Source organism: Burkholderia arboris (genome assembly GCF_902499125.1).
Taxonomy (GTDB): Bacteria; Pseudomonadota; Gammaproteobacteria; order Burkholderiales; family Burkholderiaceae; genus Burkholderia; species Burkholderia arboris.
The window spans coordinates 41,523-57,692 of the sequence record NZ_CABVPX010000033.1 but is presented as its reverse complement, the minus strand read 5'-3'; the positions used below and the strand labels follow the sequence as shown (position 1 = coordinate 57,692).

Sequence of the window (16,170 nt, the reverse complement as noted above, 5' to 3'; positions counted from 1 at the left end):
TCGCAGTCAGACCTACCCAGGAGACATACATGACCGCTTCGACACAGCTCAGCAGGGACAAGCTGCTGGACGCCTACCGGCTGATGCGCACGATCCGCGAATTCGAGGAACGCCTGCACGTCGAATTCGCGACCGGCGAGATTCCCGGCTTCGTTCACCTGTATGCCGGCGAGGAGGCGTCCGCAGTCGGCACGATCCTGCACCTCGGCCTCGACGACTACGTGGCCACCACGCACCGCGGCCACGGCCATTGCATTGCAAAGGGCGTCGACGTGCACGGGATGATGGCCGAGATCTACGGCAAGAAGACGGGCGTTTGCCACGGCAAGGGCGGCTCGATGCACATCGCCGACCTGTCGATGGGGATGCTCGGCGCGAACGGGATCGTCGGCGCGGGCGGCCCGCTCGTGTGCGGCGCGGCGCTCGCGGCGAAACACAAGAAGACGGGCGGCGTCGGCGTGTGCTTCTTCGGCGACGGCGCGTCGAACCAGGGCGTGATCTTCGAATCGATGAACCTGGCGTCGGTGTGGCGGCTCCCCGCGATCTTCGTCGCCGAAAACAACGGCTATGCGGAAGCGACGTCGTCGAGCTGGTCGGTCGCGACCGACAACATCGCCGATCGCGCGAACGGGTTCGGGATGCCGGGCGTGATCGTCGACGGCTTCGATTTCTTCGCGGTGCACGAAGCGCTCGGCGAAGCCGTCGAGCGCGCGCGCAACGGCGGCGGCCCGACGCTCGTCGAGGTGAAGTTCACGCGCTACTTCGGCCACTTCGAAGGCGATGCGCAAACCTACCGCGCGCCGGGCGAGGTGCAGAAGCTGCGCGACGAGAAGGACTGCCTGAAGCACTTCGAGACGCGCGTCGTGCGCGCCGAAGCGCTGACGACGGCCGACCTGCGCGCGGTCGATGCACAGGTGAAGGCGCTGATCGACGACGCGGTCGCGCAGGCGAAGGCCGCGCCGGTGCCGGATGCCGCCGACCTGCTGACCGACGTCTACGTGTCGTATCCGTGAGCGCGGCCTGACACCGCAGCCGGCACGGCGAACCGAACATTCCAGGAGACAGACATGGCAAGGAAGATCACTTATTCGCAGGCGATCAACGAAGCGCTCGCGCAGGAAATGGCGCGCGACGACAGCGTGATCGTGATGGGCGAGGACAACGCGGGCGGCGCGGGCGCGCCGGGCGAGGACGACGCATGGGGCGGCGTGCTCGGCGTGACGAAGGGGCTGTTCCACAAGTTTCCGGGCCGCGTGCTCGATACGCCGCTGTCGGAGGGCGGCTACATCGGCGCGGCGGTCGGCGCGGCCGCGTGCGGGATGCGGCCCGTCGCGGAGCTGATGTTCATCGATTTCATGGGCGTGTGCTTCGACCAGATCTTCAACCAGGCCGCGAAATTCCGCTACATGTTCGGCGGCAAGGCCGTGACGCCGGTCGTGATCCGCGCGATGTACGGCGCGGGTTTGCGCGCGGCCGCGCAGCACTCGCAGATGCTGACGTCGCTGTTCACGCACATTCCGGGGCTGAAGGTCGTGTGCCCGTCGACGCCGTACGACGCGAAGGGGCTGCTGATCCAGGCGATCCGCGACAACGATCCCGTGATCTTTCTCGAACACAAGCTGCTCTATACGCGCGAAGGCGACGTACCGGAGGAGTCCTATGCGATTCCGTTCGGCGAGGCGAACGTGGTGCGCGAAGGCGACGACGTGACGATCGTCACGTACGGCCGGATGGTGCATCTCGCGACGGATGCGGCCGCGAAGCTCGCGAAGGACGGCATCCAGTGCGACGTGATCGACCTGCGCACGACGTCGCCGCTCGACGAGGAAACGATCCTCGAAAGCGCGGAGCGCACCGGGCGCGTGGTGGTCGTCGACGAGGCGAACCCGCGCTGCTCGATCGCGACCGACATCGCCGCGCTCGTCGCGCAGCGCGCGTTCCATTCGCTGAAGGCGCCGATCGAGCTCGTCACCGCGCCGCATACGCCCGCGCCGTTCGCGAGCGTGCTGGAAGACCTGTACATCCCGACCGCCGATGCGATTGCGCAGGCGGTCCTGAAGACGAGGAGCTGACACGATGTCGATTCACATGATCACGATGCCCAAGTGGGGGCTGTCGATGGAGCAGGGGCAGGTCAACGGCTGGCTGAAGGCGCTCGGCGAACGCGTGACGAAGGGCGATGAGGTGCTCGACGTCGAGACCGACAAGATCTCGTCGGGCGTCGAATGCGCATTCGACGGCACGCTGCGCCGGCAGGTCGCGCAGGAGGGCGAGACGCTGCCGGTCGGCGCGCTGCTCGGGGTCGTCGCGGCGGCCGAGGCGAGCGATGCCGACATCGATGCGGCGATCGCCGATTTCCAGCGCGATTTCGTACCGAGCGCGGCTGCCGACGAAGCAGCCGGCCCGCAGCCCGAGAAGGCGCAGATCGGCGGCCGCACCGTGCGCTTCCTGAAGCTCGGCGACGGGACGGGCACGCCGGCCGTGCTGATCCACGGCTTCGGCGGCGACCTGAACAACTGGCTGTTCAATCACGCGGATCTCGCCGCGCACCGGCCGGTGTGGGCGCTCGACCTGCCCGGGCATGGCGAGTCGGGCAAGGCCGTCGACACCGGCAGCCTCGACGAACTCGCCGACGCGGTGCTCGCGTTGCTCGACGCGCAGCACATCGAGCGCGCGCACCTGATCGGCCATTCGATGGGCGGCGCGGTCGCGATGGCGGCGGCCGAGCGCGCACCGCAACGCGTCGCGTCGCTGACGCTGATCGCAAGCGCGGGGCTCGGCACCGACATCAACCGTGCTTACATCGACGGTTTCGTCGCCGGCAACAGCCGCAACACGCTGAAGCCGCACCTCGGCGCGCTGTTCGCCGACAACGCGCTGGTGACGCGGCAGCTCGTCGAGGATCTCGTCAAGTACAAGCGGCTCGAAGGCGTGCAGGCCGCGCTGGAGAAGATCGCGAACGCCGCGTTCGACGGCGCCGCACAGCGGCGCGTGTTCCGCGACGGGCTCGCGACACTTGCGCCGCGCACGCTCGTGATCTGGGGGGAGCGCGACCAGGTGATTCCCGCGCAGCATGCGCAGGGCTTGCCGGGCGGCGTGCGCGCCGAAGTGATCGCCGGCAGCGGCCACATGGTGCAGATGGAGGCGGCTGCCGATGTGAACCGCCTGATCGTCGCGTTTCTCGGAGACTGACGATGGCCGCCGCGCTCGAACGACCCAGCCTCACGGCGCTCGGCCAGCCGGGCGCGCGAAGCCGCGACAAGCTTGCGCGCATCCCGGTGCGCGTCGAGCCCGCGGCCGGCACGGTGTTGCCGAAGCCGCCGTGGCTGCGCGCACGGCCGATGATGAGCGCGGCGGTGGCCGACATGGCCGCCGTGCTGCGCGACCATCGGCTGCATTCCGTCTGCGAGGAGGCGATGTGCCCGAACATCGGCGAATGCTTCGCGCAGCGCACCGCGACCTTCATGATCATGGGCGGGCTGTGCACGCGGCGCTGCCCGTTCTGCGATGTTGCGCACGGCCGCCCCGATCCGCTCGATCCCGATGAACCCGCGCGGCTGGCCGACGCGGCGGCGGCGCTCGGGTTGCGCTACGTCGTGATCACGTCGGTCGACCGCGACGACCTGCGCGACGGCGGCGCCGCGCATTTCGCCGCATGCATCGCGGCGGTGCGCGCGAGCGTGCCGGGCATCGGCGTCGAAGTGCTGACGCCGGACTTCCGCGGCCGCGTGACGCGTGCGCTCGATGCGCTGTCGACAGCCTGGCCGGACGTGTTCAACCACAACATCGAGACGGTGCCGTCGCTGTATCGCGCGGCGCGACCGGGTGCCGACTATCGCGGCTCGCTTGAATTGCTCGCGCAGGCGAAGGCTGCGCGGCCGGCACTGGTGACGAAATCGGGGCTGATGCTCGGGCTCGGCGAGCGTGACGACGAAGTGCGCGACACGCTGCGCGACCTGCGCGTGCACGACGTCGACGTGCTGACGCTCGGCCAGTATCTCGCGCCGTCGGAACACCATCTGCCGGTGCGGCGCTACGTGAGCCCGGACGCGTTCGCTGCGTGGCGCGACGAAGCGCTTGCGCTGGGTTTCAGGGAAGTCGTTGCCGGCCCGCTCGTGCGGTCGTCATATCACGCGGCCGACGTGCTGGAGAACGCGTAGCGGGTGGCGTGTCAGGCAGGGGCGGTGACGTGCGCGCGGCTGATGTGGCGCAGGTACAGCACGAGCCCTGCACCCGCGAGCATCAGGCTGACCGTGTTCGCGAACCAGAAGCCGCGTGCGCCCGTCAGCCACGCGGGTGCGATGCCGCCGACGTCGAAGCCGAGCACGTAGCCGCCGCTGAGGCCGACGCCCCACAGCGCGACCGCATAGATCACGGTCGGCACGACCGCCACCTTGTACGCGCGCAGCACGAACGCCGACGTGACCTGCAGCGCATCGAAGACGTGGTAGCACGCGACGATCGCGACGAGCGGCATCGCGGCCGCGGCGACGGCCGGGTTCGGCGTATAGCCGCCGATGATCAGCGGGCGCAACGTGAAGACGAGCACGCCGTAGGCGGCGGCCACGCCGCACGCGAACATCACGCTGTGCCGGCCGAGCAGCCGGGCTTCTTCGGGACGTCCGGCGCCGAGCGCGCGCGCGACCAGCGTCGACGCCGCCACGCCGATCGACAGCGGTGTCATGTACAGCACCGCACCGATGTTGCCGGCGATCTGGTGGCCGGCGAGCGTCGTCGTGCCGAACTGCGCGATGAACAGCGCCATGCAGGTATAGGACGTGACCTCGATCAGGTACGACAGGCCCATCGGCAACCCGAGTTTCAGGATCGCCTTCTGGCGCGCCCAGACGGGCCAGCAGAAGCGCGAGAAGATGGCGAGCGGCGCGAACACGTCGAGCTTCGCGAGCAGCGTATAGCCGATCAGCGCGAGCCCCCAGTTGATCAGTGTGCTCGCGAGCCCGCAGCCGGGGCCGCCGAGGGCCGGGACGCCGAGCCCGCCGAAGATGAACCAGACGTTGAGCGGAAACTTGAGCAGCAGTGCGCCGATCTGCAGGATCATCGCGAGCCGCGGCTTGCCGGCCGCGTTGGTCAGCGCGTTGTAGATGCGGAAGACGAGGCTGGCGGGCAGCCCGTACGACAGGATGCGCAGGTAGTCGACGGTGCGGTCGTGCAGGGCGGCAGGCGCGTGCGCGACGCGCAGCAGCGGCTCCGGAAAATGCAGCAACAGGAAGCCGGGAATCGCGAGCAGCAGCGCGAGCCACAGTGCCTGGCGTACTTCCTCGCCGATTTCGGCGTAGCGCCGCGCGCCGTACAGCTGCCCGGTGATCGGCTGCAGCGCGGACAGGATGCCCGTCAGGCCGATATAGATCGAGACGTAGATCGACGAGCCGAGCCCCAGCGCGGCGAGGTCGACGGCCGAATAGCGGCCGACCATTGCGGTGTCGATCACGCCGAACGCGATGATCGCGAGCTGGCCGACGAGCACCGGCCACGCGAGACCGACGATCCGGCGGATGTCGCCGAACATCGTCAATCGGCCGCCTGGCGGCGCGGCGGGCGCTTCTTGACGGGCGTCTTCGGCCGTTCGATGCGTTCGTACAGGCGGAAGCGCTCGTCGCGGTCGGCGACGCGGCGGCCTTCCCACACGAGACGCCACACGTATTGCGACATCGCGCTCGGCTCGCCGAAGTCGGCGCGGTCCTGGCGCAGGATCACGTCGCAGTCGCCGGAGAAATCGAAGTGCATGTTGCCGAAATACGCGAAGGTCGCAATCTGTGCATCGCCGAGCCGCACGGGCGAGATGCACTCGTAGTCGGACGGCAGGTGGACGGCGATCTGTTGCGCGACATCGCGATAGGTCCGGCCGTAGTTGACGATCGGCAGCCACAGCGTCATCAGCAGCACCCACATCAGCGTGGTACCGGCGCCGGACAGCACGACGCTGCGCCACAGTACCTTCGGTTGTCGCGAGATGCGCCAGCGCACGAGAAAGCACCAGCACACCGTGACGATCACCGCGCAGATGAACGACAGGATCTTGAAATGCGGTTCGTAGCCGGGCACGAGGCGCGCGAGGTTGCGTGCGAGCGGATGCGGGAAGCCGGTGAGCGAGGCGAGCCACACGAGCCACACGAAGGTGCCGAGGATCGTGAAGCTCAGCACCGCGAACCAGTCGATCGCGTTGATCGCGCCGCGCTTGAGGGTCGGCAGCGCGAACGTCGCGAGCACCGCGAGCGGCGGCATCAGCAGCATGTACATGCGGTTCGACTGCTGGCTCTGCAGGATCACGAGAGCGACCAGCGGCACGGCAACCGACAGCGGAATCGCGATGTGCGCGCGGCGACGCATGCCCGCCCAGCTCCACCAGGCCCAGATCGCGAGCGGCCACGCGGGCCACGTGAACAGCGGCAGGTTCTTCGCCGCGTAGCCGAGCACGGCCGTCGGCGGGCCCGAAAAGCGCATCAGGCTGCCGTGGATCCACTGGTTGAAGAACCACGCGGCGTCGTCGGGCGCCGCGACGAACGCGGCGAGCGGCCACAGCGCGAAGATCGCGGCCGCGAGCGGCACGCCGATCAGCGGCAGGCGCAGGTTACGCATCTCGGGCGTGACGAGCCACAGCGCGGCGGTGCCGGCGAGCAGCGCGACGACCAGCACGGGGTTGCCGGACAGCCCGACGAGGCCGATCGCGACGCCCCACCACAGCGCGCCCTGCAGCGGCTTGTCGATGCCGCGCACGATACCGTAGACGAGCATCGCGATCCACGCGAACTGTGCGAGCTGCGGCGTCGTTTCATGGCCGCGTTCCGCGAGGCCGAAGCATGCGACCAGCACCAGCAGCGCGCCGTCGGCGAGCGTGCGGCCGTAGTCGCGCGGTTCGGGTTCGCCGCCGAATGCGTATTTGAACGGCTGGACCTCGGCACGCCGGCCGAGCAGGTAGGCCGCGTACCAGACGAATGCGCACGCGACGCAGAACAGCACGCCCGTATCGACGCGCGACGCGTTGCTCGCATCGACCCACGGGCCGAGGCCGCGGATCGACAGCGCGCCGAGCCAGTAGCCGAGCGGCCCGTCGGTCGTGATGAACTTGCCGACCAGGTTCGGCAGCAGCCAGTCGTGCCAGCCGCCCTTGGCCATCGTCCACATCACGCCGAAGCCCGCCGCGTCCTCGTTTTTCCACGGGTCGCGGCCGAACAGGCCGAACGCCGCGTAGACGAGGCAGAGCGTGAGCAGCAGCCAGCGCGGTAGCGCGCGCGTGGCGGAGGCGGTGAGACGGACGACAGGCTTCATGCAGATGAGCGTTTTGTTATGGGCGGGCGTCCGGCGCGGTCGTGCGCGGACGGGCCGGTTTCGAGCATCCGGCATTGTAGACGCGCCGGCGATGACGCGTCAGATCGATGCCCGGACGCCGGCCGGCCGTTTCCGGGCGAGCAGAGACAAAAAAGGGCAGCCTGGGCTGCCCTTTTTGTGCGGTACCGGTGCGTTACAGCCACCGGATACGATGCGAAGCTTACTTCGCCTTGCCGTTGGCGCGGACGCCGAACTTGTTCTTGAACTTCTCGACACGGCCTGCCGTGTCCATGATCTTTTGCTGACCCGTGTAGAACGAGTGCGATTCCGACGACACTTCGATCTTGGCGAGCGGGTAGGTCTTGCCGTCGAGTTCGATGTTTTCGCGCGTCTGGATCGTCGAGCGCGTGATGAACTTGAAGCCGTTCGACATGTCTTGGAAGACGACTTCGCGGTAATTCGGGTGGATGCCTTCTTTCATGGTCTTTCCTTGGTGAGAGCGGTAGCCAACCCGCCGCTTGCCGTGCCGGCCTGCGCACATTGCGCAATACCAGACGACGCCAAGCCCGGCGCGAGCCACTTGCCTAAGGTCGAAAAACGGCGATTATGCCAGAAAATCAGATGGTTGACGAATAATTTTCAGGGGGCGTCGAGCGCGCCGGTGCCGGCCGGATCCTGCCGGTAGTAACGCGCGAGCAGCCGGTACAGCTCCGGAAATTCGGACTCGAACGCTTTCGGCCGCACGAACAGCGCTTCGCTGCACACCGCGAAGAATTCCGACGGGTGGTCGGCCGCATAGGGATCGATCAGCGAGTCCCGCTCGAAGCGCGCCCACGCACGGTCCGGCACCGCGTCGACGCGTGCGCAGAACTGGTCGTACGCATGCTCGAACACGTCGGCCCACGCCTGCGCATCGAGGTGCGGCGCGTGCCAGCGGCGAAACAGGGGCGGATAGCCATCGGCCGCGCCGTTGACCATGTCGATCTTGTGCGCGAATTCGTGGATCACGACGTTGTACGCGTCCCGGCCGTCCGTCATCTGCGCGTCTTCCCACGACAGGATCACCGGGCCGCCTTCCCAGGCCTCGCCGCTCGCGTCCTGCTCGACTTCGTGGACGACGCCGTCCTCGTCCTGCACGGTCTTGCGGATCACGAATTCGCCCGGATACACGACGACGCCGACCCAGCCGTCGTACAGCGACAGGTCGAGATTCAGCACGGGCAGGCAGGCCTGCGCGCCGATCGCGACGATCATTTCGTCGGTCAGTTCGAGCCCGTGCGCGGTCGAGAACGACTTCTTCGCGAGAAACAGGCTCGTCAGCTCACGCAGCCGGCCGAGCGCGTCGGGCGGCAGCGCCGCGAGGAACGGCAGGCGCTCGACCGTGTCGTGCCACAGCGTGTCGGAGATCGGGTGGCTGCGCAGCGCGCGGTCGCGGCGGCGGTCGTCGAACCAGCGGGTGAGTTTCGAGAGCATGGAAGCGGCGGACGATGATCCAAAGCCTGTCTTTTAACTCAATCGATCTCTTTTTGCCATGCTGCGAAGACGCCGCCGACGAGCGCGACGCCCGCCAGGAAGTAAAAGCCGTCGAGCGACGCGAGGAACGACGCCTGTTGCGCGACCATCCGCGCAATCGAGGCGATCGCGAGGGCGTGCGCCTCGTTCAGCGCGTGGCCGGCCGCGGCGTAGCTGCGCGTCAGCGCGTCGACGGTCTGCTGGAACAGCGGGTCGAACACGTTCGCGCGCTCGACGAGCCGCGTCTGGTGCACGGCCACGCGGTGCTGCTCGACGATGATCACCGACGACGTCGCGAACGAGATCGTCAGTTGCCGCACGATGTTCTTCAGCCGGTAGCCGTGCGTGTATTCGTCGATCGCGAAGATCCGGAACGTGAGGTTGGCGACCGGCAGCACGATGAAGAGCAGCAGCAGCCCGCGCAGCAGCAGCGGGACGATCAGTGCGGCTTCGCCGACCTGCGGCGTCATGCGCGTCATCCACAGCGCCGCCGTGACGGCGATCGCGAACCCGGGCACGACGAACCACTTCTTGTGCGTGACGAGCTTCGCATAACGCAGGTACGCGAACAGCGCGGTGGCCGAGATCAGCGACATCGTGCCCACCAGGCGCCCGGCGTTCTCGACCGGATAGCCGAGCCCGCCTTCGAGAAAGCGCGACGTCAGGTAACTGAAACCCGTCGTCTCGTAGTAATAGAACATGTAAAGCAGCAGCCCGACCTGGAAGGTCCGCTCGCGAAACGCATGCAGCCGCACGAGCGGCGTCGGGTGGTTCCACTGGTGATACGCGAACCATGCGAGCGCGCCGATTCCCGCGATCGTCAGCGCGATCAGCATCGGCGAGCCGCTGTAGAGCTGGTAATGCACCTGCTGCATCACGATCTGCAGCGCGCCTTGCGCGAGCGCGAACACGACGTACGGCCAGAAGTGCCCGGAGCCGCGTGCGTCGTCGGGCGTCCGGCCCGAATCGGGCAGCGTGAGCAGCGCGAGGACCGCGAACGCAATGCCGGCCGGCGCTGTGCACGCGAACAGTGCACGCCACGTCGAATGCGCGACGAGCAGCCCGCCGACGAGCGGCGCGAGCGCGCTGCCGAGCAGGATCATGATCAGGAACGCGCGCGTCGCGGGCGGCCGCGCCTGCGGCTTGAAGCTGATCTGGATCAGGATCCGGCACGCGCCCATCATCGGGCCGATGAAATACCCCTGGAAACCGCGCGCGAACGCGAGTTGCAGCGATGTATCGGCGAGCGCGGCCGCGATCGCGCCGAACGAGAACATCAGCATGCAGCCGGCGACGTAGCGGCGATGGCCGAGCCGGTCGACCCACCATTGCTGCTGCAGGATGCCCAGCACGGCCGTGACCGCATACGCGCTCGACGACCACACGAGTTCGTCGGGCGACGCGTTGATGCCGCCCGCGATGTAGCTTGCGAAGAACGAGAAGACCGCGTTGTCGAAGTAGTCGATGCCGGTGACGAGTGCGAGCGCCCACGGGAACAGGTCCGCGCGCAGGTTCGCGCGGCTCCACAGCGGCGGGCGACCGGGCACCGTGTTCATTCGCGATCCTTGCGCGCGCGCCGCGCGCCGGCTTCGGCCTGCCGCTGCGCGATCAGCGCATCGGGGTTTTCGCCGGCGAGGCGCCGCTCGACGTAGTCGACGTCGTGCTGCAGTTCCTTGCGCAGCGCGACGGCTTCCTTCAGTTCGCGCTGGACGGCCGCGATTCGCCGGTCGAGCGTGTCGATCTGCTCGGCGAGGCTGGTGCGGATGTCGCGCAACGACGCGTCCGAATAGCGGCGCCGGCCGTCGCCCGTTTCTTCCAGCGGGCGCTTCAGCATTTCGGCGATGCCATGCAGCGAGAAACCGAGCGCCCGTAGCCGCAGGACGCGCGCGAAGCGCTCGAGGTCGGCTTCGTCGTAGAGGCGGTAGCGGCCCTCGCTGCGCGACGGCGTGACGAGCCCGCGCTCTTCGTAATACTTCAGCGTGCGCGGCGTGACGCCGAGCCGCGACGCGGCGTCGCTCACGGTCAGCAGCGGGGTGGTGGCGTCGTTCGGCATCGGGAGGCGTGGGTTGGGGTGATGGCGCGATTATAGATCAACCTGTACGTTCACGTTTAGGTTGGGGTGAAAAAACGGCCGCCGGGCAAGCTGCGCGGGCGGCCGTTTTGCGGGGCGGAGGCGATCAGCCGCCGCGGCGCATCAGGTCGAAGAACTCGGAGTTGCTCTTCGTCTGGCGGATCTTGTCGAGCAGGAATTCCATGGCCTCGACTTCGTCCATGTCGTGGATGAACTTGCGCAGCACCCAGATCTTCTGGAGGATCTCGGGCTTGATCAGCATTTCTTCGCGGCGCGTGCCCGACTTGTTCAGGTTGATCGACGGATAGACGCGCTTTTCAGCGAGACGGCGCTCGAGGTGCACTTCCATGTTGCCGGTGCCCTTGAACTCTTCGTAGATCACGTCGTCCATGCGGCTGCCGGTTTCGATCAGCGCGGTGCCGATGATCGTCAGCGAACCGCCTTCCTCGATGTTGCGCGCTGCGCCGAAGAAGCGCTTCGGACGCTGCAGTGCGTTCGCGTCGACACCACCCGTCAGCACCTTGCCCGATGCCGGGATCACGGTGTTGTACGCACGCGCGAGACGCGTGATCGAGTCGAGCAGAATCACGACGTCGTGCTTCATTTCGACGAGGCGCTTGGCCTTCTCGATCACCATTTCGGCGACCTGGACGTGGCGCGTGGCCGGTTCGTCGAACGTCGAGGCGATCACTTCGCCGGCGACCGAGCGCTGCATTTCGGTCACTTCTTCAGGGCGTTCGTCGATCAGCAGCACGAACAGGATCACGTCCGGGTGGTTCTGCTTGATCGCGTGCGCGATGTGCTGGAGCATCACGGTCTTGCCCGACTTCGGCGATGCGACGAGCAGGCCGCGCTGGCCCTTGCCGATCGGCGCGATCATGTCGATGATGCGGCCCGTGACGTTCTCTTCGCCGCGCATTTCGCGTTCGAGCGACAGCGGCTTGTTCGGGTGCAGCGGCGTGAGGTTCTCGAACATGATCTTGTGTTTCGAGGCCTCGGGCGGCTGCCCGTTGACTTTGTCGACCTTCACCAGCGCGAAGTAGCGCTCGCCGTCCTTCGGCGTGCGGACTTCACCTTCGATGGTGTCGCCGGTGTGCAGGTTGAAGCGGCGGATCTGCGACGGGCTGATATAGATGTCGTCGGTGCTCGCGAGGTACGACATTTCCGGCGAACGCAGGAAACCGAAACCGTCCGGAAGCACTTCGAGCGTACCGTCGCCGAAGATCGTCTCTCCCGTCTTGGCGCGCTTTTTAAGAATGGCAAACATCAACTCCTGCTTGCGCAGGCGGTTCGCGTTTTCGATCTCCAGGCCATTGGCCATTTCGATCAGTTCGGAGACGTGCAGAGACTTGAGCTCGGATAAATGCATACGGAGAACCCGCCAGGGAGGAGATGCGACGAAAGAAAATAAGGGAGGAGGGCGAGCGGAAGCGCTCAGAGACTTAAATGCGTCTTGTCGACGTTTTTTAATTCTAGCATAGGCCGATTCGCGCTTGAGCGAGCGATCGGCGGCTGGACGACGGACGTGTTGCCGGCTGACAACACGTCCGTGGAACTGCCGGTATTACAGGTGGCTGTCCAGGAATGCGGTGAGCTGCGACTTCGACAGCGCGCCGACCTTCTGCGCGGCGGCCGCGCCGTTCTTGAACAGGATCAGCGTCGGGATGCCGCGCACGCCGAACTTCGCAGGCGTAGCCTGGTTGTCGTCGACGTTGATCTTCGCGATCTGCAGCTTGTCGCCGTAGTCTTTCGCGACTTCGTCGAGGATCGGGGCGATCATCTTGCACGGGCCGCACCATTCGGCCCAGAAATCGACGAGCACGGGCTTGTCGGACTTGACGACGTCCTGTTCGAACGATGCGTCGCTGATGTGTTTGATCTGTTCGCTCATTGGGTCAATACCTCTTACGGTTCGGGGACTGCCTGCTTGCGCGTTGCGGCGTACCGGCCGCCGTAGGCTGCCGGCCGCTGCGGCAGGCCACGCCGCGCTCCGGAAAGGAGGGGCGTAGGCGCTGCATGCCGCGGCTCGCGGGTCGTTCGGGCGTCATATTAGCCTAAATTGCTATCTGCTGCGGGCGGCGATAGTAGCCGCTACGCGAGTAGGGGTACGACGCGACGTTCGACCGTTGTGCCATGCAAGTGGAGGCTGGCCTGCAAATTACAAGGGGCGGGCACGCATGCGCGTCGTGCGAACGGATGGCATGCCGGTTTGCCCGGCGATATTCGCATTGATGCGAACAAACGGTCGCATTCGTCCGGAAGCGGTGATAGAATATGCCGTGACGGGCCTCCTCGCATGGTGGGGCGGTGAACCTGGTCAGGTCGGGAACGAAGCAGCCACAATCGTTTTCCGCCAGTGCCGAGGGTTGGGCTCGTCACCTTCCTTCTCGCCCCGTTCGCAGGGCGTTTTTTATTTCTGCATCACACTCCGTTCGACCCCGCACTTTGCCCGTGTTCCGCACCGTTTCACGTGTCGGCGCGACGCAGCGTTACTGATACAATTTCCCGATGACCTATCAAGTTCTCGCACGCAAGTGGCGTCCGAAGGATTTCGCTTCGCTCGTCGGCCAGGAGCACGTCGTCAGGGCGCTCACGCACGCGCTCGACGGCGGGCGTCTCCATCACGCCTATCTGTTTACCGGAACCCGCGGTGTCGGCAAGACGACGCTGTCGCGGATCTTCGCCAAGGCGCTCAACTGTGAAACCGGCGTCACGTCGCAGCCGTGCGGCGTGTGCCGCGCCTGCCGCGAGATCGACGAGGGCCGTTTCGTCGATTACGTCGAAATGGATGCCGCGAGCAACCGCGGCGTCGACGAGATGGCCGCGCTGCTCGAGCGCGCGGTGTACGCGCCCGTCGATGCGCGCTTCAAGGTCTACATGATCGACGAAGTGCACATGCTGACGAACCACGCGTTCAACGCGATGCTGAAGACGCTCGAGGAGCCGCCGCCGCACGTCAAGTTCATCCTCGCGACGACCGATCCGCAGAAAATTCCCGTCACCGTGCTGTCGCGCTGCCTGCAGTTCAACCTGAAGCAGATGCCGGCCGGGCACATCGTGTCGCATCTGGAGCGGATCCTCGGCGAAGAGCAGATCACGTTCGAGCCGCAGGCGTTGCGCCTGCTCGCGCGTGCCGCGCAGGGCAGCATGCGCGATGCGCTGTCGCTCACCGACCAGGCGATCGCCTATTCGGCGAACGAAGTGACCGAATCGGCCGTGTCGGGCATGCTCGGCGCGCTCGACCAGACTTACATGGTGCGCCTGCTCGACGCGCTCGCGGCCGGCGGCGGCCCCGAAATCCTCGCGATCGCCGACGAAATGTCGCTGCGCAGCCTGTCGTTCTCGACCGCGCTGCAGGATCTCGCGAGCCTGCTGCACCGAATCGCATGGGCCCAGTTCGCGCCGGGTTCGGTGCTCGACGAGTGGCCGGAAGCGGCCGACCTGCGCCGCTTCGCGGAGACTTTGAGCCCCGAACAGGTTCAGTTGTTCTATCAGATCGCGACGGTCGGGCGCGCCGAGCTCGGCCTGGCGCCGGACGAGTACGCCGGTTTCACGATGACGCTGCTGCGGATGCTCGCGTTCGAGCCGGCCGTCGCTGCCGGCAGTGCGCCGGGCGGGCAGCCGTCCGTGCCGCGTGCCGTGCCGGCCCCGCGTACGGCCGTGGCGTCGGCTGCCGCGGCGAAGCCGGTATCGGCTGCGCCGGTCGAGGCAGCGCGTCCGCAGGCTGCAGTGCCGGTTGCGCGTTCTGCACCGGCGCAGTCCGGCGATGACGCAGGCCTGCCGGTCGCGAAGCCGGCACCTGTCCAGGCAGCCGCGCCGGCCCCGGTCGATGCACCCGTTATCGAAACGCCGCAACCGGAAGCGGATGCGGTGCCTCAGGCGCCGCAAGCGGCACCGGCAGGCGACTTGCCGCCGCCCGTCCGCAAGGAACCCGAGCCGCCTGCGACTGCGGCTGCTGTCGTCGCGCAGCGAAACGACGAACCGGCCGTATCAGCCGAGCCGGTGCAGCGCGCTGCACCGCCCGAGCCCGCCGCCCGCCCGGCGTCGCGTGCAGGCGGCGCCGCCGCCGCGCTCGACGTGTTGCGCAATGCGGGGATGCGCGTGTCGTCCGACCGCGGGCGCGCGAGCGCCGTGCCGAAACCGGCTGCCGCGCCGGCCGCCGAGAAACCGGCTGCGCCGCGCCCCGCCGTGCCGGTGCCGACGCCGCGTGCTGCCGCCCGTGCGCCGCAAGCAGCCGATTCGCGCCAGGCGTCGCCGCCGTGGGAAGACATCCCGCCCGACGACTACGTGCCGCTCAGCGCCGACGAGATGTTCGGCGCGCCGGACGACGGCTTCGTGCCGGTATTCGACAGCGGGCCCGACGATGTCCGCGTGACGCCGAAGCCTGCGGAAGCGCGTCCGGCTGCGCCGGTCGACGCGCGCCCGTTGCCGCCCGCGATCGCGCTCGACCCGATCGGCTTCGACGGTGAATGGCCGGCGCTGGCCGCGCAGTTGCCGTTGAAGGGTGTCGCGTACCAGCTCGCGTTCAACAGCGAACTGACGGCTGTCGACGCGACCGCGTTGAATCTGTCCGTGCCGGTGCCGCAGTATGCGGACGCCGCGCAGGTGACGAAGCTGAAGGCTGCACTGGCCGATGCCCTCGGCAAGCCGGTCGAGGTGACCGTCGAGGTCGGGCCCGCACGGCGTACCGCGGCGGCGCTCGATGCGGCGGCGCGCGCGGCTCGCCAGCGCGAAGCCGAGCAGGAGATTCACGGCGATCCGTTCGTCCAGCAGCTCGTGCGCGACTTCGGTGCGCGCATCGTCGAGGGCTCGGTGCGTCCGCTCGCCGATTCGGCGCCGGACGGCGTGCCGCCGACGCTGCATTGAACTGACCGCCCCGAGACAGGCACAATCACGCCCGCACACATTGACCGGCACGCGCCGCGTGCCGGTTTTCACACGATCAAGAAGGAGTATTCCCATGTTGAAAGGCAACCTCGCCGGACTGATGAAGCAAGCGCAGCAAATGCAGGAAAACATGAAGAAGATGCAGGAGCAGCTTGCGCTGATCGAAGTCGAAGGGCAGTCGGGTGCCGGCCTCGTCAAGGTGACGATGACGTGCCGCAACGAAGTGCGCCGCGTCGCGATCGACCCGAGCCTGCTCGCGGACGACAAGGACATGCTCGAGGATCTCGTCGCCGCTGCGTTCAACGACGCGGTGCGCAAGGCCGAAGCGACGTCGCAGGAAAAGATGAGCGGCATGACGTCGGGCCTGCCGCTGCCCCCGGGCTTCAAGCTGCCGTTCTGAGCGTAACGTCCTT

The 16,170-nt window shown here is 67.3% G+C and carries 14 protein-coding genes and 1 other RNA gene; 7 read left to right on the top strand and 8 right to left on the bottom strand.

The features are described from left to right. Positions 1-29 precede the first annotated feature (29 nt). Genes BLA15945_RS30390 through lipA form a run of 4 tightly spaced genes read left to right on the top strand, consistent with a single transcriptional unit; the run spans position 30 to position 4,160 of the window. The gene (locus tag BLA15945_RS30390; RefSeq protein ID WP_059233993.1) at positions 30-1,013 is read left to right on the top strand and encodes a thiamine pyrophosphate-dependent dehydrogenase E1 component subunit alpha; all 984 of its coding nucleotides are present in this window, start codon (positions 30-32) and stop codon (positions 1,011-1,013) included. A gap of 54 nt (positions 1,014-1,067) precedes the next feature. Then, entirely contained in the window at positions 1,068-2,072 is a 1,005-nt protein-coding gene (locus BLA15945_RS30385; protein WP_059233994.1) for an alpha-ketoacid dehydrogenase subunit beta, read from the top strand. Between the two features lie 4 nt (positions 2,073-2,076). Further along, complete coding sequence (locus tag BLA15945_RS30380; protein ID WP_174994130.1) at positions 2,077-3,192, top strand: acetoin dehydrogenase dihydrolipoyllysine-residue acetyltransferase subunit; 1,116 nt, start codon at positions 2,077-2,079, stop codon at positions 3,190-3,192. Between the two features lie 2 nt (positions 3,193-3,194). Continuing rightward, positions 3,195-4,160: a lipoyl synthase gene (lipA, locus tag BLA15945_RS30375; protein WP_174994129.1), complete on the top strand. Its 966-nt coding sequence runs from the start codon at positions 3,195-3,197 to the stop codon at positions 4,158-4,160. Between the two features lie 11 nt (positions 4,161-4,171). Here lipA and BLA15945_RS30370 read toward each other — a convergent pair whose 3' ends face one another. The 8 genes from BLA15945_RS30370 to trxA form a co-directional block, all read right to left on the bottom strand. Next, the gene (locus BLA15945_RS30370; RefSeq protein WP_174994128.1) at positions 4,172-5,527 is read right to left on the bottom strand and encodes an MATE family efflux transporter; all 1,356 of its coding nucleotides are present in this window, start codon (positions 5,525-5,527) and stop codon (positions 4,172-4,174) included. Between the two features lie 2 nt (positions 5,528-5,529). After that, on the bottom strand, positions 5,530-7,362 hold the full coding sequence (locus BLA15945_RS30365) for an ArnT family glycosyltransferase (protein ID WP_155627131.1): 1,833 nt from the start codon (positions 7,360-7,362) through the stop codon (positions 5,530-5,532). Positions 7,363-7,507: 145 nt separating this feature from the next. Continuing rightward, the gene (locus tag BLA15945_RS30360) at positions 7,508-7,768 is read right to left on the bottom strand and encodes a type B 50S ribosomal protein L31 (protein ID WP_059233999.1); all 261 of its coding nucleotides are present in this window, start codon (positions 7,766-7,768) and stop codon (positions 7,508-7,510) included. A 158-nt stretch (positions 7,769-7,926) separates the two neighbouring features. Further along, positions 7,927-8,760: a M90 family metallopeptidase gene (locus tag BLA15945_RS30355; RefSeq protein WP_059234000.1), complete on the bottom strand. Its 834-nt coding sequence runs from the start codon at positions 8,758-8,760 to the stop codon at positions 7,927-7,929. A gap of 38 nt (positions 8,761-8,798) precedes the next feature. Beyond that, positions 8,799-10,355, bottom strand: coding sequence for an MFS transporter (locus tag BLA15945_RS30350; protein WP_174994127.1), 1,557 nt, complete (start codon positions 10,353-10,355; stop codon positions 8,799-8,801). Then, positions 10,352-10,852 carry a MerR family transcriptional regulator gene (locus tag BLA15945_RS30345; protein ID WP_059234002.1) on the bottom strand — a complete coding sequence of 167 codons (501 nt, stop codon included), beginning with the start codon at positions 10,850-10,852 and terminating at the stop codon, positions 10,352-10,354. The genes BLA15945_RS30350 and BLA15945_RS30345 overlap by 4 nt, the downstream gene beginning before the upstream one ends. Positions 10,853-10,976: 124 nt before the next feature. Further along, positions 10,977-12,239, bottom strand: coding sequence for a transcription termination factor Rho (gene rho, locus BLA15945_RS30340; RefSeq protein WP_006478662.1), 1,263 nt, complete (start codon positions 12,237-12,239; stop codon positions 10,977-10,979). A gap of 195 nt (positions 12,240-12,434) precedes the next feature. Then, positions 12,435-12,761 (bottom strand): thioredoxin TrxA, encoded by a 327-nt coding sequence (gene trxA, locus BLA15945_RS30335; protein ID WP_006402348.1) that lies wholly within the window; start codon positions 12,759-12,761, stop codon positions 12,435-12,437. Between the two features lie 390 nt (positions 12,762-13,151). Between trxA and ffs the strand changes: the two genes are divergently transcribed. From ffs to BLA15945_RS30320, 3 genes are all read left to right on the top strand, one after another. Next, positions 13,152-13,250: signal recognition particle sRNA small type (gene ffs, locus BLA15945_RS30330), an RNA gene on the top strand. Between the two features lie 128 nt (positions 13,251-13,378). Beyond that, a complete protein-coding gene (locus tag BLA15945_RS30325; protein ID WP_174994126.1) occupies positions 13,379-15,736 on the top strand; it encodes a DNA polymerase III subunit gamma/tau in 2,358 nt (785 codons plus the stop codon). 94 nt (positions 15,737-15,830) lie between these two features. Next, the gene (locus BLA15945_RS30320) at positions 15,831-16,157 is read left to right on the top strand and encodes a YbaB/EbfC family nucleoid-associated protein (RefSeq protein ID WP_014896896.1); all 327 of its coding nucleotides are present in this window, start codon (positions 15,831-15,833) and stop codon (positions 16,155-16,157) included. Positions 16,158-16,170 lie beyond the last annotated feature (13 nt).

What these genes read in the sequence shown, in the direction of transcription:
- BLA15945_RS30365 (WP_155627131.1), bottom strand. Translation starts at nt 7,362, where the DNA reads ATGCCGGATGCTCGAAACCGGCCCGTCCGCGCACGACCGCGCCGGACG.
- BLA15945_RS30385 (WP_059233994.1), top strand. Translation starts at nt 1,068, where the DNA reads ATGGCAAGGAAGATCACTTATTCGCAGGCGATCAACGAAGCGCTCGCG.
- BLA15945_RS30380 (WP_174994130.1), top strand. Translation starts at nt 2,077, where the DNA reads ATGTCGATTCACATGATCACGATGCCCAAGTGGGGGCTGTCGATGGAG.
- BLA15945_RS30355 (WP_059234000.1), bottom strand. Translation starts at nt 8,760, where the DNA reads ATGCTCTCGAAACTCACCCGCTGGTTCGACGACCGCCGCCGCGACCGC.
- BLA15945_RS30370 (WP_174994128.1), bottom strand. Translation starts at nt 5,527, where the DNA reads ATGTTCGGCGACATCCGCCGGATCGTCGGTCTCGCGTGGCCGGTGCTC.
- BLA15945_RS30345 (WP_059234002.1), bottom strand. Translation starts at nt 10,852, where the DNA reads ATGCCGAACGACGCCACCACCCCGCTGCTGACCGTGAGCGACGCCGCG.
- lipA (WP_174994129.1), top strand. Translation starts at nt 3,195, where the DNA reads ATGGCCGCCGCGCTCGAACGACCCAGCCTCACGGCGCTCGGCCAGCCG.
- BLA15945_RS30350 (WP_174994127.1), bottom strand. Translation starts at nt 10,355, where the DNA reads ATGAACACGGTGCCCGGTCGCCCGCCGCTGTGGAGCCGCGCGAACCTG.
- BLA15945_RS30320 (WP_014896896.1), top strand. Translation starts at nt 15,831, where the DNA reads ATGTTGAAAGGCAACCTCGCCGGACTGATGAAGCAAGCGCAGCAAATG.
- BLA15945_RS30390 (WP_059233993.1), top strand. Translation starts at nt 30, where the DNA reads ATGACCGCTTCGACACAGCTCAGCAGGGACAAGCTGCTGGACGCCTAC.
- rho (WP_006478662.1), bottom strand. Translation starts at nt 12,239, where the DNA reads ATGCATTTATCCGAGCTCAAGTCTCTGCACGTCTCCGAACTGATCGAA.
- BLA15945_RS30360 (WP_059233999.1), bottom strand. Translation starts at nt 7,768, where the DNA reads ATGAAAGAAGGCATCCACCCGAATTACCGCGAAGTCGTCTTCCAAGAC.
- BLA15945_RS30325 (WP_174994126.1), top strand. Translation starts at nt 13,379, where the DNA reads ATGACCTATCAAGTTCTCGCACGCAAGTGGCGTCCGAAGGATTTCGCT.
- trxA (WP_006402348.1), bottom strand. Translation starts at nt 12,761, where the DNA reads ATGAGCGAACAGATCAAACACATCAGCGACGCATCGTTCGAACAGGAC.